This is a genomic window from Paenibacillus sp. 01T443, assembly GCF_056398325.1.
Genome location: NZ_JBFTPE010000001.1, coordinates 266,559 through 281,933, shown reverse-complemented (window position 1 = coordinate 281,933; position 15,375 = coordinate 266,559). Strand labels below are relative to the sequence as shown.

At 47.2% G+C, this 15,375-nt stretch carries 15 protein-coding genes; all 15 read left to right on the top strand.

The genetic code is table 11. The features are described 5' to 3' along the window. The first annotated feature begins 24 nt into the window (after positions 1-24). The 15 genes from ndk to AC1DLI_RS01215 all read left to right on the top strand — a co-directional run bounded on the left by ndk (position 25) and on the right by AC1DLI_RS01215 (position 15,367). The gene (gene ndk / locus AC1DLI_RS01285) at positions 25-468 is read left to right on the top strand and encodes a nucleoside-diphosphate kinase (protein WP_477598959.1); all 444 of its coding nucleotides are present in this window, start codon (positions 25-27) and stop codon (positions 466-468) included. Positions 469-497: 29 nt separating this feature from the next. Continuing rightward, positions 498-1,277: a CheR family methyltransferase gene (locus AC1DLI_RS01280; RefSeq protein WP_477598958.1), complete on the top strand. Its 780-nt coding sequence runs from the start codon at positions 498-500 to the stop codon at positions 1,275-1,277. 73 nt (positions 1,278-1,350) lie between these two features. Beyond that, entirely contained in the window at positions 1,351-1,518 is a 168-nt protein-coding gene (locus AC1DLI_RS01275) for a hypothetical protein (RefSeq protein ID WP_308996619.1), read from the top strand. 198 nt (positions 1,519-1,716) lie between these two features. Continuing rightward, positions 1,717-2,886: a chorismate synthase gene (gene aroC / locus AC1DLI_RS01270; RefSeq protein ID WP_477598957.1), complete on the top strand. Its 1,170-nt coding sequence runs from the start codon at positions 1,717-1,719 to the stop codon at positions 2,884-2,886. 2 nt (positions 2,887-2,888) lie between these two features. Next, positions 2,889-3,989 (top strand): 3-dehydroquinate synthase, encoded by a 1,101-nt coding sequence (gene aroB / locus AC1DLI_RS01265; RefSeq protein WP_477598956.1) that lies wholly within the window; start codon positions 2,889-2,891, stop codon positions 3,987-3,989. Next, entirely contained in the window at positions 3,989-4,357 is a 369-nt protein-coding gene (gene aroH, locus AC1DLI_RS01260) for a chorismate mutase (RefSeq protein WP_477598955.1), read from the top strand. The genes aroB and aroH overlap by 1 nt, the downstream gene beginning before the upstream one ends. 360 nt (positions 4,358-4,717) lie before the next feature. Beyond that, positions 4,718-6,289, top strand: a complete 1,572-nt coding sequence (gene trpE / locus AC1DLI_RS01255; RefSeq protein WP_477598954.1) for an anthranilate synthase component I — start codon at positions 4,718-4,720, stop codon at positions 6,287-6,289. Beyond that, positions 6,289-7,341: an anthranilate phosphoribosyltransferase gene (trpD, locus tag AC1DLI_RS01250; RefSeq protein ID WP_477598953.1), complete on the top strand. Its 1,053-nt coding sequence runs from the start codon at positions 6,289-6,291 to the stop codon at positions 7,339-7,341. Before trpE ends, trpD begins: the two co-directional genes overlap by 1 nt. Further along, positions 7,328-8,128, top strand: a complete 801-nt coding sequence (gene trpC / locus AC1DLI_RS01245; protein WP_477598952.1) for an indole-3-glycerol phosphate synthase TrpC — start codon at positions 7,328-7,330, stop codon at positions 8,126-8,128. The genes trpD and trpC overlap by 14 nt, the downstream gene beginning before the upstream one ends. Continuing rightward, on the top strand, positions 8,125-8,802 hold the full coding sequence (locus AC1DLI_RS01240; protein WP_477598951.1) for a phosphoribosylanthranilate isomerase: 678 nt from the start codon (positions 8,125-8,127) through the stop codon (positions 8,800-8,802). The genes trpC and AC1DLI_RS01240 overlap by 4 nt, the downstream gene beginning before the upstream one ends. Further along, positions 8,799-10,004, top strand: a complete 1,206-nt coding sequence (trpB, locus tag AC1DLI_RS01235; protein ID WP_477598950.1) for a tryptophan synthase subunit beta — start codon at positions 8,799-8,801, stop codon at positions 10,002-10,004. Before AC1DLI_RS01240 ends, trpB begins: the two co-directional genes overlap by 4 nt. Beyond that, entirely contained in the window at positions 9,991-10,800 is an 810-nt protein-coding gene (gene trpA / locus AC1DLI_RS01230; RefSeq protein ID WP_308996610.1) for a tryptophan synthase subunit alpha, read from the top strand. Before trpB ends, trpA begins: the two co-directional genes overlap by 14 nt. A 333-nt stretch (positions 10,801-11,133) precedes the next feature. Further along, positions 11,134-12,231, top strand: a complete 1,098-nt coding sequence (hisC, locus tag AC1DLI_RS01225; RefSeq protein ID WP_477598949.1) for a histidinol-phosphate transaminase — start codon at positions 11,134-11,136, stop codon at positions 12,229-12,231. A gap of 4 nt (positions 12,232-12,235) precedes the next feature. After that, complete coding sequence (locus AC1DLI_RS01220) at positions 12,236-13,327, top strand: prephenate dehydrogenase (protein WP_477598948.1); 1,092 nt, start codon at positions 12,236-12,238, stop codon at positions 13,325-13,327. A gap of 423 nt (positions 13,328-13,750) precedes the next feature. Continuing rightward, complete coding sequence (locus tag AC1DLI_RS01215) at positions 13,751-15,367, top strand: hypothetical protein (RefSeq protein WP_477598947.1); 1,617 nt, start codon at positions 13,751-13,753, stop codon at positions 15,365-15,367. Positions 15,368-15,375 lie beyond the last annotated feature (8 nt).

Sequence of the window (15,375 nt, the reverse complement as noted above, 5' to 3'; positions counted from 1 at the left end):
CATAGAAGAAAGGAATGGTTGTAGATGGAAAGAACTTTTCTGATGATTAAACCAGATGGCGTTCAACGCGGGTTGATCGGCGAAATCGTTTCGAGGTTTGAAAGAAAGGGACTGCAGCTGTCGGCAGCCAAATTCATGGTTATTAGCCGTGAGCTTGCGGAGCGACACTATGAAGAACATAAGGGGAAAGGCTTCTATGATCCTCTCCTTGACTTTATTACATCTGGGCCTGTTTTTGCGATGGTTTGGCAGGGCGACAACGTGATTGCTTTATCCCGTGCGCTCATTGGCAAAACGGATGCGATAGACGCACTGCCGGGCACGATTCGCTCTGACTTTGCTGTACATACGAATTTCAATCTCATTCATGGCTCTGATTCGGCTGAGAATGCAGAAAGAGAAATCGGCATTTTCTTCCCGCAGTCGGAAATAGTTAGTTATGAACATTCAATTCAAAAGTGGATTTAATTACCCCGCCACTCGCGACGGAGGAAACTATGCACCAGGATCAAGATTTTGCACAATTTATTATTCGGATAAAGCATAAGACCGCCATTGATTTATCGCAATACAAAGAAGCCCAAATGAAACGCAGGCTGACTACGCTGCGAATGAAGCACGGCTTTCAAACATTCGAGGATTACTGGAAGGCAATTGAACAAAATCGCAGCATGCTGAATGAATTTCTGGATCGCATGACGATAAATGTATCGGAATTTTGGAGAAACCCATCCAGATGGGATGTTTTGCAAAAACGCTTTTTTCCTGAAATGCTTAGTTCCAATCATCGTTTAAAGGTGTGGAGCGCCGCATGTTCAACAGGCGAGGAGCCTTATACGCTTGCGATGATTTTATCGGAGCTTGGTGCCTTACAGCGTTCGTCCTTGCTGGCGACCGATCTGGATTCGGGCGTATTGCAAAAGGCGATGGAAGGCAGTTACTTGGAGCGTTCCTTGCGCGATGTGCCTCCTGCATGCCGGCAAAAATATTTTAAAGAAGCGGAAGGCGCTTTTTTGATTTCGGATTCATTAAAAAAATTTATTCAATTTAAGCAGCAAAACCTTCTTCATGACACTTTTGACAGCTCGTTTGATTTAATTGTGTGCCGAAACGTTATGATTTATTTTACGGAAGAAGCCAAGCATTTGCTGTATCAGAAGTTTTCTAACGCGCTTAAGCCTGGTGGACTGCTGTTCGTTGGCAGCACAGAGCAAATATTCTCGCCTGCGCAATACGGCTTTGAGACCGCAGATACATTCTTTTACCGTCGGGTGTAAACCCGATGTATACCGTTTTCCATCTTCTCCTATACTAGTTGTAAGGTAAATGACTTGGAGGATGAAGCAACAGATGGATAAACGCAAGGTAATCGCCGCCTATAGGCGTGGTTTTATTTCAATTCAAGAATGCGCTCAAATCATCGGGGTCGACAGCTTGCAAATGACGAGGCTTGTAAATGATCCGTTGTTTGCGAAAGACGGAGCGTCTCTGATTGAGAAAAAATCGGTTAATAGTTAATGAGCCCAACATCGATCAGGCCGGGGAAAATGTCTCTATACGTGACATTTTCCCCGGCCTCTTTTTATATGGCGGGAGCTGCTTCCGCGTTGTTCGAATTCTTGTCAAACCGGAAGCGCTGTACTATAATGAGCAAAGATGTTTAGTGCAGTAAAGCATAGCAGGCGCTTAAAGGCTTGCTTGAAGGAGGAGCTTGGGTTGAGTTTAAGGTATTTGACAGCAGGGGAGACGCATGGTCCCCAATTAACAGCAATTATCGAAGGATTACCTAGCAATTTGACCATTGATTTTGAGGAATTGAATTTTCAGCTGCACCGTCGCCAGAAGGGTCATGGTCGTGGACGCCGGATGCAAATTGAGAAAGACACGGCTAATATTGTAGGGGGCGTGCGCCATGGCAGAACGACAGGTGCTCCTGTAGCGCTTATTGTTGCGAACAATGATTGGAAGCATTGGACCTCGGTTATGAATATTGAACCGATCGAAGGAAGCGATGAGGAGAAACGCAGAGTTCACCGACCGCGTCCGGGTCATGCGGATTTGAACGGCGGATTGAAATATGATCTAAAGGATCTTCGCAACGTATTGGAGCGCTCCAGCGCCCGTGAAACTGCAGCTCGAGTGGCAGTCGGGGCAGTAGCGCGTCAATTTCTTGCTGAATTCGGCATTAAAGTGGCGGGACAAGTCATCCGCATAGGCGAAATCGAAGCGCCGGCTAACCAGCTTCCTGTCGATGAGCTGATTCGATTGACGGAGGAATCCTCCGTACGCGTCGTTGATAAAGAAACCGAACAAAAAATGACGGACTATATCGATCAAATTAAGGCAGAAGGCGACTCAATCGGCGGTATAGTGGAATGTATTATCGAAGGCGTGCCTATCGGTCTTGGCAGTCATGTTCAGTGGGATCGTAAGCTAGACGGACGCATTGCGCAAGCGGTTGTATCTATCAATGCATTCAAAGGCTGTGAAATCGGCATTGGCTTTGAAGCGGCGAAGCTTCGCGGCTCACAGGTACATGATGAGATCATGTATGAAGCGGAGCGCGGCTACCATCGGGCAACAAACCGGCTCGGCGGCTTTGAAGGCGGCATGACGAATGGTGAGCAAATCGTCGTACGCGGCGTAATGAAACCAATTCCAACGCTATACAAGCCACTTCGCAGCGTTGACATTGATACGAAGGAGCCTTTTACTGCCCAGGTTGAACGCTCGGACAGCTGTGCTGTGCCTGCGGCAAGCGTCGTAATGGAGCATGTCGTCGCTTGGGAAGTTGCGAAAGCATTCCTTGAAAAGTTCGGGGGCGATTCCATCGAGGAAATTCGCGCAAATTTGAATAACTACCTTGAACAGCTTGGACGGTACTAAATATGCGTGAGCTAACAGTCGAACTAGGTGACCGCTCTTATCCTATCTATATCGGAGAAGGCCTCCTTCAGGAGGCTTCCACTTATTTTACAAAACACGGAATCAGCAAGAAATCTCCGCTGCTCATCATTACGGATAGCCGAGTTGCTGATTTTCATTTGCAAGCGCTTGAGTCAGAGCTGGCTAACGCAGGGTTTAAGACGGCAAGTGTAGTCGTTCCATCAGGAGAAAGCTCTAAATCGCTGTCAATGCTGGAGTCGCTGGTTACCAAAGCGTTGGAAGTCGGTCTTGACCGCAAATCAACGATCGTGGCGCTTGGCGGTGGCGTTGTAGGGGATCTTGCTGGATTTGTTGCCGCATCCTACATGAGGGGCATCAAATTCGTCCAGGTTCCGACAACGATTCTGGCGCATGATAGCAGCGTAGGCGGCAAAGTAGCCGTCAATCATCCGCTGGCCAAAAATATTATCGGTGCTTTTCACCAGCCGGAATTGGTCTTATATGACTTGAATACGCTTCAAACGCTTCCTCCAAGAGAGGTGAGCGCCGGTTTATCCGAAGTGGTTAAGCATGGACTCATCTGGGATGAAGCATTCGTAGATTGGTGCGAAGTTAATGCGGAGAAGCTGCTTTCCCTCGATGCGGAAGCGCTTGGTTATGCTTTGTATAAAGGCTGCAGCGTGAAGGCGGCCGTTGTTTCGAAGGATGAGCGTGAGAATGATCTAAGAGCGATATTGAATTTGGGTCATACGATCGGCCATGCCTTAGAAGCTGTAGCAGGTTATGGCGAACTGCTGCATGGTGAAGCGATTTCCATCGGGATGATCGGATCGGCAAAGCTGGGACTTCGTTATGGGGCTCCTGAAGAAGTATACAGCGTGACGAAGCGCGTGCTTGCGAAATCCGGTCTGCCGGTTCGGTTACCCGAGCACTTTGATGTCGATCGAATTATGGAAGCAATGATGCACGATAAGAAATTTTCCGAGGGGACGATGGTGTTTGTCGTGCCTACGGCCATTGGCGAAGTAGAAATCAAACCAGATGTTCCCGTGCAATGGGTGCGGGAAATCGTGGAGCAATTAAAGCAGGAGGCGGAGCTGTAATGAGTGTCAGAGGAATTCGCGGAGCAATTACCGTTGAAGCAAACGAAGAACAATCCATATTGCAGGCAACGATCGAAATGCTGAATGGTATCGTAACTGACAATGAGATCGTACCAGACGATATTTGCAGCGTATTCGTGACGGTTACGAATGATTTGGACGAGACCTTCCCGGCTCGTGCCATTCGCCAAATGAAGGGCTGGGAGCTTGTACCACTTATGTGCGCGTTAGAGGTTCCCGTTAAAGGYAGTCTAGAGCGATGCATCAGACTGATGGTATTGATTAATACAGACAAAACACAAGCGGAAATACGCCACGTTTATTTAAACGGTGCACAAGCGCTTCGACCAGATCTGTCTAAGGCATAATATTTTTATAAGCTCATTAAGTAAGAAATCCCTTTGTTGACGCATAGCTGTTCGTTGTTGTATATTTAGTTACGTAAGTGAGAGTAGCAGAGTCGTTTTATGAGCTGAGTTGAGATGAGTCGAGACTAGTTGAGAGTAGCAGAGATAAGCATGGAGTGAGCAGGGAGTTAGCGAAAGAGCTGAACGATCGACTGCGTATGCGCGCGGCTGATGGTAAAAGTGCTGTTTCACCCTATCCAAATATGCGTATTTTCCGCTTACACACTTCCGTCATCATCTAAACCAACGCTCCTGCTCTGGCAGGAGCTTTTTTTGTACACATTAATAGATAAAGTACTTACAAAGGGAGGATGTTTCCGAATGTCAAATGAGCTGCAGCATGTTATCCGTCTTGCCGGTCAATACAATTTAATTCCAGTCGTTCGTTATATGATGGCGGACACTGAAACACCTATTCGGTTGTTTCAGCATTTCGCGAAAGAGGATCACGCCTTTCTGCTGGAAAGCGTTGAGGGCGGAGCGAAATGGGCGCGTTATTCGTTTATAGGAACAGATCCATTCATGATGCTGTATGGCAAAAACGGCGAGATGGTGCTGGAGCATAAAGGAGAAAAACAGAGGCTGGGCGATAAGCCAATTGAACTTCTGAAAGCTCAGTTGCGATCCTTCCGCAGCCCTTCGATTCCGGGGCTTCCTCCTTTTACTGGAGGTGCGATTGGATTTTTCGGATACGACTTGCTGCAATACTACGAGAAGCTGCCTGCTCACCGAATCGATGATTTAAATATGAATGACATGCAGTTTATGTTCTGCGATCAAGTTATCGTATTTGACCATTTCAAGCAGCAGCTGCAAATTGTCGGCAACGTACATATCGCTGAGGGTGCTACGGATACCGATATAGCCAAAAGCTATGAAGCAGCGATTGCCAAAATTGAAGCGACCATTGAAAGGCTGCAGCATCCCGTCACGATTCCGGTTACGACAGGCAGCTCCGTCGAGGTGGATTATGAGCTGGGTGACATTCAATCGAATGTAACCAAAGAGCAGTTCATCACCAATATTGAACAGGCGAAGCAATATATTCGCGCAGGAGATATTTTTCAAGTCGTGCTGTCGCAGCGTTTTAGCATCGAAACCGATATCGATCCGCTGCATGTGTACCGCGTTCTGCGTACGATGAATCCATCCCCATACATGTATTACTTGAAAATGGGCGAAGAGGTTATTGTCGGCACATCTCCAGAAGCCCTAGTGAAAGTTAACGGCGATCGGGTTGAAACGAGACCGATTGCGGGAACCAGGCCGCGCGGCAAAACGCCGGAAGAAGATAAAGCGCTTGAGGCGGAGCTGCTTGCGGACGAGAAGGAACGCGCGGAGCATTTGATGCTGGTTGATCTTGGACGAAATGATATCGGGCGCGTCTCTGAATTCGGTACAGTGAAATGCGATTCATTTATGGAAATCGAGAGATACTCCCACGTTATGCACATTGTCTCCAACGTTTCGGGCAAGCTTCATAAGGACAAGGACTTCTTTGATGCATTTGTTTCCTGCTTGCCTGCTGGCACCGTTTCGGGCGCACCGAAGCTGAGAGCGATGGAAATTATTTCGGAGCTGGAGAATGAAGCACGCGGCGCTTATGCCGGTGCGATCGGATATTTAGGCTTTGGCGGTTCGATGGATACATGCATTACGATTCGGACGATTATTTTCAAGCACGGCAAAGCTTACGTGCAAGCAGGTGCAGGAATCGTGTGGGATTCTGTTCCTGAGAGCGAATATATGGAAACCGTAAACAAAGCGAAAGGCATGCTAAAAGCAATCCGCGCTGCGGAGGCGATTTTTGCACAGCCTAAAAATACGCAAGAAAGCTTCAACTCCATTAATATGGATTATTACGTCACGGCCGGAGAGGGGCTTGGTCAATAATGCTGGGAACCGAAACGATATCGATGCAGCAAGCGCTAAATCAACTGATAAGCGGTTCAAGCCTCTCACGGGAGCAAGCAAATGCGGTCATGAGCATCATCATGAGCGGGGAAGCTACGGCAGTGCAAATCGCGGGTGTCGTTACCGCCATGCGGATGAAGGGCGAAACAAAAGATGAGATTACTGGATTTGCCGAAGCGATGCGTGCGCATTCGAGCCACCTTCATACCGAACAGGAAGGCTTGCTCGATACCTGTGGAACCGGCGGATCAGGCATTCATAAATTCAACATTTCTACGGCGTCTTCCATTATTGCCGCTGCGGCCGGCATTCGAGTCGCCAAGCACGGAAACCGAGCAATGTCAGGAAAAACGGGCAGTGCAGATGTGTTGGAAGCGCTCGGCGTGCAAATTACGATTACTCCTGAGCAAGCGGCACAATGCTTAAAGGATATTGGCATTTGCTTCATGTTCGCGCAGCTTTACCATCCTTCGCTTCGTCATGCGGCTATTCCGCGGCGTGAGCTTGGCATCCGGACTATTTTCAACATGCTTGGACCGCTTACGAATCCAGCAGGAGCAGATAGGCAGCTGCTGGGCTTATACGACCGAGCACGTACGTCAACGGTAGCCGAGGTTCTTGGCGAGCTTGGCTTGAAGCGGGCGCTTGTTGTATGCAGCCATGATGGACTGGATGAAATAAGTATTTCTGCGCCGACGCAAATTTCGGAGTTGCAGGGTGGTAAAGTAAGAACCTTTGATATTACTCCTGAGGAGCTAGGTTTAACACGCTGGCCAATCGCAGATGTAATGGGCGGTGATTCGGAAGTGAATGCAGCGCTTATCCGGGCGATTTTCTCAGGAGAGCAGCAAGGAGCATACCGGGATATCGTGCTTGCTAATGCAGGCGCATGTATTTATGTAGGCGGTTTGGCGGATTCGCTCCGTGATGGCGTAGCGAAAGCGGCCGAGGTTATCGATTCTGGTGATGCGCAGCGAAAGCTCGTTAGTCTCATTCAAACGACAGGAGAGTTGGCACATGTTTCTGGATAAAATTGTAGCTACGAAACGGGCAGAGGTTGAAGAACTTGCTGCGCGATTTGACCTTGCTGAGGCAGAGAAGCAGATTGCGGCGCTTGAGAAATGCCGAGGTTTTGAAAAGGCTCTATCTGCAGCCGAGCGCAATCGGAGCATGGGACTTATTGCTGAGGTGAAGAAGGCTTCGCCATCTAAAGGGCTGATTCGCGCCGACTTTGAACCAACATCGTTAGCTGCCGCTTATGAAGCTGCCGGGGCGGATTGCATTTCGGTATTGACTGATCGTGATTATTTCCAAGGCTCGAACGAATTTCTGCAAGCTGTCAAAAAAACGGTTAAAGTACCGCTTTTAAGAAAAGATTTTACGGTGGATTACCGCCAAATTTATGAAGCACGGCTGATTGGCGCTGACGCGATTTTATTGATTGCGGCTATTTTGACACCTGCGCAGCTAAGAGAATATCATGATCTCGCCAAATCCATCGGCCTTGACGTGCTCGTCGAAGTGCATAACCAAGAAGAGCTTGAAGGTGTGCTGGAGCTGAATAAAGCAACTCTGATCGGCATTAATAACCGAGATTTGAAATCTTTCGTCACCGATTTGAAAACTACAGAAGCGTTGATAGGCTTAATGCCTAAAAATGTTACCGTTATTAGCGAAAGCGGCATTGCAGGAAATGCGGATATGGATTATTTGCAAGCGATAGGCACGCATGGCGTGCTGATCGGCGAGCATTTTATGCGGAAAGAAAATGTTGGCCAAGCGGTTCATGACCTAATGGGCGCGGTAGGTGCACGATGAGGCTGCAGCCGCACATCAAAATATGCGGGCTAATGGACATTCAGACGATACAAGCGATGGACGGTCTGCCTATTCATGAGATAGGATTCGTGTTCGCACCCAGCAAGAGGCAAATTAGCGGAACGACGGCAGCAGAGCTCATCAAGGCGGTTTCGGAGTTAAAAGCAGCAAACGGTAAGCGTCCGCTCGCGGTAGGCGTATTCGTTAATGAACAATTTGCAGGCCTGCAGGAAATTTTGGCGGAAGCACCGCTTGACATCGTACAATTGCATGGCAGGGAAACGGCAGAGTTTTGCAGGGAAGTACGCGATAAACTGAATGTTCAAGTGTGGAAAGTATTTTCGATGAATCAGGCTGCTGAAGGCAAAGCGCCAGAATCAGCAACCGAGCGGTTAACTCCGTATAAAGATGCCGTTGATGCCGTTTTGATCGACGCGCCTGGCGGAGGCACGGGCCAGATATTTAACTGGGAAGCGATAAATGAATATAACCAAGCAGCCAATGAATTAGGGATAACGCTGTATGTTGCAGGCGGTTTGCATGAGGGAAATGTTCAGGAGCTGCTGAGGTCTTATTCACCTGGCGGGATTGACGTATCCAGCGGTGTTGAGACGGATGGACGGAAAGATATCGAAAAAATACGATTATTTGTAAGAAGGGTGATAGAAGCATGACACAAATACCAGATGAGAATGGCCGCTTTGGAAAATTTGGCGGAAGATATGTACCGGAAACATTGATGAACGCACTACTCGAGCTGGAGGAAGCATATCTACACTATTCAAAGGACCAGGCTTTTCAAGATGAGGTTCACTATTTATTGCATAAATACTCGGGACGCCCGACCTCGCTTTATTATGCTGAACGTTTAACCGAACATCTCGGCGGAGCTAAAATATACTTAAAACGCGAAGACCTTAATCATACAGGCGCACATAAAATCAATAATACGATTGGCCAAGGCGTTCTTGCTAAGCGGATGGGCAAATCGAAGATTATTGCTGAAACCGGTGCCGGACAGCATGGCGTAGCCTCTGCTACGATCGCTGCTTTGCTGGGGCTTGAATGTAAAGTATTTATGGGCGAAGAGGATATGAAGCGTCAACAGCTGAACGTTTTCCGCATGCAGCTGCTAGGCTCCGAGGTTGTGCCTGTCTTGTCCGGGACCAGGACGCTTAAGGATGCCTGCAACGAGACGCTTCGTTACTGGGTTAGTCATGTAGACGATACGTACTACATTTTGGGCTCGGTAACCGGCCCGCATCCTTATCCAATGATGGTTCGCGATTTCCAGCGTATTATCGGCGACGAGGCGCGCAAGCAAATTTTGACCGAAGAAGGCAGATTGCCGGATTACGTCGTGGCAGCAGTGGGCGGAGGCAGCAATGCAATGGGTATCTTCTATCCGTTCATCAATGATGACAGTGTTAAGCTGCTTGGTGTTGAAGCGGCTGGCCGCGGCGTAGATACGATTGAACATGCAGCAACAATGACCAAAGGACGTCATGGCGTATTCCAGGGTTCTATGAGCTATGTGCTTCAGGATGAGCATGGACAAGTTCAGCCTGCACATTCCATCTCCGCGGGACTTGATTACCCGGGTATCGGACCTGAGCATGCCTATTTGAAGGATTCAGGACGTGCTAATTATGTGCCGGCGACGGATGCGGAAGCACTCGAAGCGCTGCAGCTGCTATCGCGCACAGAAGGAATTATTCCAGCCCTTGAATCTGCGCATGCGATCGCTCAGACGATAAAGCTGGCACCAACGCTCGATAAAAATAAAGTGATCGTGGTCAGCTTGTCTGGACGCGGAGACAAAGACGTGGAAGCGATTATGGGCTATTTGGGGGTAGAAAAACATGAATCTCATTGATACGGCGTTTGCGCGCTTAAAAGCTGAAGGAAAGACAGCACTCATTCCTTTTCTTACGATGGGTGATCCGGATCTTGCGACATCGGTTGCCATTATCCAAACGCTCGAAAAAGCGGGCGCTGACATGATCGAGCTTGGTGTTCCCTATTCCGACCCGCTGGCGGACGGACCAGTTATCCAGCGTGCATCAGAGCGGGCGCTGCTTCATAACAGCATTACCTTGAGAGATTGTATCGAAATTGCTGAACAGGCTCGCGAAGCGGGCGTAAAAATTCCTTTTATTTTGTTTACGTACTACAATCCCGTATTCCAATACGGATTAGATGCATTTTTTGAGCTTGTTCAAAGCAAAGGCATCAGCGGACTTATTATTCCTGATTTACCGATCGAAGAGGATGAAGAGGTTCGTCAGCTGGCTGAAGCAGCAAATGTACATCTCATACCGCTTGTCGCGCCAACCTCGAAAGCTCGTGTAACTCGCATATCGCGCAAAGCCAGAGGTTTCGTTTATTGCGTATCGTCACTCGGCGTTACGGGCGAAAGAGCAGATTTCCATACCGGGATTGATGAGTTTCTTGGCATGGTTCGCGAAGCCACAGATTTGCCGATTGCGGTGGGCTTCGGAATTTCGAGCCGCGAGCAAGTTGCTCGCTTTGAGAAGCAATGCGATGGCGTTATCGTAGGAAGCGCAATCGTACGTCAAATTGAAGAAGCTATTCCTAAGCTGCAGGACCCTGCTCAGCGTGAAGCTGGTCTCAAACAAATTGGCGATTTTGTCGTTCAGCTGAAGGGATAATGATTCCATAGTTAGAAATGGTCTTGCAAGCAGCAGTATCAATTGATGACTAAATAGAATATGTGAAAAAGCTCTCTAGTCCCGTCCGTGGATAGAGAGCTTTTTGCTGTTTTTGTTTCCCTTTTTCCGGCTCATTCCATGTCACATCTTTAATGTTGACCATTCATGTAAGCATTCAAATACAGAGATGAGATCAACATTTTTACTGATTCTTTTCAAACTTTAAAAGAAGCAATTATTCTTGTGTTAAAAAAACTTTAAAACCTCACACAGATATGAGACAATGAAGGTCGAGTATAGAGATTAGTCAATTATAAAAGAGGTGAACGGCTCATGCAGCCTAAAAGTAATATCGTCCACCTTCCCGTCTATCAGCCAGGAAAGCCGGTTGAAGATGTTAAGAGGGAGCTTGGGTTAAAAGAAGTAATAAAGCTAGCGTCCAATGAAAATCCGTTCGGCTGCTCCGAACAGGCGAAAGCCGCTGTCATTGAAGAAATAGGTAATTTCAATATTTATCCTGATGGCGCGAGCGTTGAACTTGCGGAAGCATTAGCGGATGAGCTTGGCGTCGAGACGAATCAAATTATTTTTGGAACAGGCTCCAGTGAAATTATCCTCATGATTAATAGAGCGTTTATCGTTCCCGGGGACGAGACGATTATGGCGGATGAAACCTTTCCCCAGTACAAGCATAATGCAGAAATCGAGAATGCTCGTATCATTGAGGTTCCGTTAAAAGAGGGCAAGCATGATTTGCCTGCCATGTTAGCTAAAGTAAATGACCGTACCAAAATCATTTGGATTTGCAATCCGAACAATCCTACCGGAACGATCGTCACGCTGCCTGAATTATCTGCTTTTCTGAAGCAGGTGCCTGCAAACGTGCTTGTTGTTCTTGATGAGGCATATGGTGAATATATTGACGATCCTGAATTCCCAGACGGGATCAAACTTCTGAGCGAGCACCGAAATTTGATCGTGCTTCGTACCTTCTCGAAAATTTACGGACTAGCCGCTTTGCGCATTGGCTATGGTATTGGCCACCCAGACGTCATACGTTTTACGAATCAGGTGCGTGAACCTTTTAATACGTCTCGAGCAGCCCAAGCAGCTGCCAAAGCAGCCCTTGCTGACAAAGCATTTATTGATTATTGCCGTGACCAAAACAAAAAAGGTCTATTATACTTATCCGAGCATTTTGATCGTTTAGGCTTGTCCTATTTCCCAGCGTACGGAAATTTCATGATGGTTGATGTGAAGCGTTCGTCACCTGAGGTGTTCGACGGTTTATTGCGCCGCGGAATTATCTCGAGGCCGCGCTGGGCATATTACCCGAATCATATTCGGATTACTGTCGGTACGAGTGAACAGAACGAAAAATTCATTTTGGCATTAGAACAGGTTTTACAAGAATCGGCGGTGCAAGGATAAAGTTATGACAACTGTAGCGATTTTTGGAGTAGGATTGATCGGGGGATCGATTGCCCTTTGCTTTAAAGGAAAACCGGGTATCACCGTAATTGGTCATTCAAATCGTCCTTCGCAAGTTGATAAATACTTGCAGCGAGGGGTTGTAGATTACGCTACGACATCCATGCAGGAGGCCGCGGAGCAGGCTGATTTTATTTTCGTGTGCGTACCGGTTGGAAACATTGAGGAATACATTGTAAAACTCAGCGCTTTTCGTTTAAAGCCTGGCTGTATCATAACCGATGCGGGCAGCACGAAAGCTTCCGTTGTGGCATGCGCGAAATCGCTTGATTTCGGTCAAGCATCTTTTATCGGCGGTCACCCGATGGCGGGATCAGAGCGAACGGGAGTAGAGGCGGCATCTTCCCATCTTTATGAGAATGCATTTTATGTGCTGACGCCCGATGAGGATACATCAGAAGAAGCGTTAGAGCGTCTAGTTGAGCTTCTCAGTCATACGAAAGCGAACATTGTAAAGGTTGATGCGAAGGAGCATGATGAGATAGCTGGCGCAATCAGTCATCTGCCTCATATTATTGCGGTTTCGCTTGTTAATCAAATTCGCGGCTACAATGAAAATAATGGGCTCTATGAATCGCTGGCAGCGGGCGGCTTCCGTGATATTACGAGGATAGCCTCAGGCGACCCGATTTTGTGGCGCGATATTTTAATAAACAATCGTCAGGTTGTACTTAATTTACTTCGCGATTGGAGCAATGAAACGGATAAATTCGTACGGATGCTGGAGAGTTCAGACGGTGATGCCATCGCAGGAGCATTTGAAACGGCGGGAGATTTCCGCAGCAAAATGCCTGAACGACGCAAGGGTATGATCCATTCGGCTTTTGATTGTTATGTGGATATACCGGATCATCCCGGTATTATCGGTAAAATCACAAGCGAGCTTGGGAATAGTCTTATCAACTTGAGCAATATCCACATCATTGAGAGCAGGGAGGACGTACCGGGCGTTCTAAGACTTTCATTCCGGAGCCAGGAGTATCTGGACAAGGCCGTCATTTTACTAACTGAAAAAGGATACGACGTACACCTGTAATTAGGTGTTCGTCTTTTTTTTACGAAATCAAGCGCTTACAATTATTTAAAACAAAAATGAAAACGCTTATTGACAAATTGGAAGCGTATACATATAATAAAGGTACAGTATGGTTTCTCTCCACTCCTATCCAAATCCTATAGTGCTCATCATGAGTACGGACCACCCTTCGGGGTGGCTTTTTTTTGCCTAAGGAAGGTTAATGTTAATAAAATATAATGTTCCGAATAAGCCGCATGCGAGTGAAACGACTCCATGTGGTTTTTTTAGCTATTTCTGTATTAAGACCACTATTTCTTGTAATCGTCAGCTAGTTTTGAATGTTTATACGAATTACAATAAATTCAAGTAAAGGTCAACCTTTGGTCGTTCAAAAGGGGAAGCGGTTACGAGTACGAAACATATAGGAAAGGGGTTATTCAAATGAAAAAGTTAATGCTTTTTGGTCTCGCCGCTATTTTTGCGCTAACAGCATGCTCTAATGCAAACAGCGGCAATAAGGAGACAGATACACCCGGAGCGACAAACGGATCGCCCAAGGATACTGAAGCTGCTAAGCCGGCCAAATTATCTCTTAATTGGTCTATCGCCAATGGGAATCTAGCGAATGTGACACTTCCTTCAGCAGACAAAGATTTCGTAAAAAAAGAAATCGAAGAAAAGTTTAACGTGGAATTAAAAATTGATTATATGGTAATCGGCAAAGAGTATCACGACAAGCTGAATGCCACCCTCGCAGGTGGCAGCGCACCGGATCTGTTCATCAGCGGAGGTGCGGAATCACAAAAGTATATAACGGACGGCATCGCTTCGGGACTGGGAACTTACTTTACGAAAGAAACAGTGCCCAACTACTTTAAATGGGTGACCGAAGAAGAATTAGCGGCGTTCCAGCTCAAGCAAGGTGAGTTCACCCGTGCAATACTGCCATTCCAGCGAAATACGTATGCATCGTGGTATATCCGTCAGGATTGGCTCGACAAGCTCGGCTTGCAATCGCCTAAGAACTACAAAGAGCTGACGAATGTGCTGACACAATTCACGGTTGGAGACCCTGACGGTAATAAAAAACAAGATACTTATGGCTTTACGGCAGCGGGAAGCGGGCAAAACTTGCCTTTCGATTTTCCGCAATGGCTGAACAACGGCTTTGTTGCTGATTTTATGATTGTTGACAACACATACGTAGACAACCGCACAGATTTAAATGTAGCTAGTGTTATTGATCAGGTTGTGGAATGGAACAAAGCGGGTATTGTCGATCCCGACTGGTTCCTCAACAAGGCGCCTGCTCATCACGACAAAGCAGCACAAGGCAAGGTAGGAATGATCTTCACGCCAGGCGATAAGACCGTTGCTCTAGACAGCGTTGCGACAAGTGTGCAAAACCGTACGAAGGCTCTTGATCCTAATGCGAACTGGCAGCCCATTTATCCGCTTGATCAACCGGTCATGTGGAAATACAACGTTCCGGAAAACACGATCCTGGTAAGCAAAACAACGGCTGACAAAAACCCGGATAAGGTCGCCCGTTCGCTTGAAATTTTGAACTGGCTTACGAGCGAAGAGGGCTTCCTGTTGACGCACTATGGGCAGGAAGGCAAACACTACACGAAAGACGGCAATAAGGTGACGTTAAATGTCGATGCATTCGAAGCGGATATTGCGAAAGCCGGTAACTGGTTGAATGTGTATGCTGCATTTACGCCAGATGAACCGAACGTGCTTGGACTTGAACTGATTGATTCACGTATTTCCGAGCATGACAGCGCCATTTTGAAAACAATCGAGAGCTTCCCGAAACACAACGCTCTTCCGCCGGTTAGTTTGGTTCCGCCTGAAGGCATCAACATCGGCGATTTCCGCAAAGAAATGAGCAAATTCCATGCGAAAGCCGTGTTGGAGGATCAAAGCGGGAAAAACTGGTCAACTTACCGCGAAGAGCTCATGACTAAATTCAAAGGCAGAGAGATCTTTACCGAATATACAAGAATTTTAAACACGGCGCTAAAAGATAAGCCGCTTAATGATTTCAAATAAATGAGCTA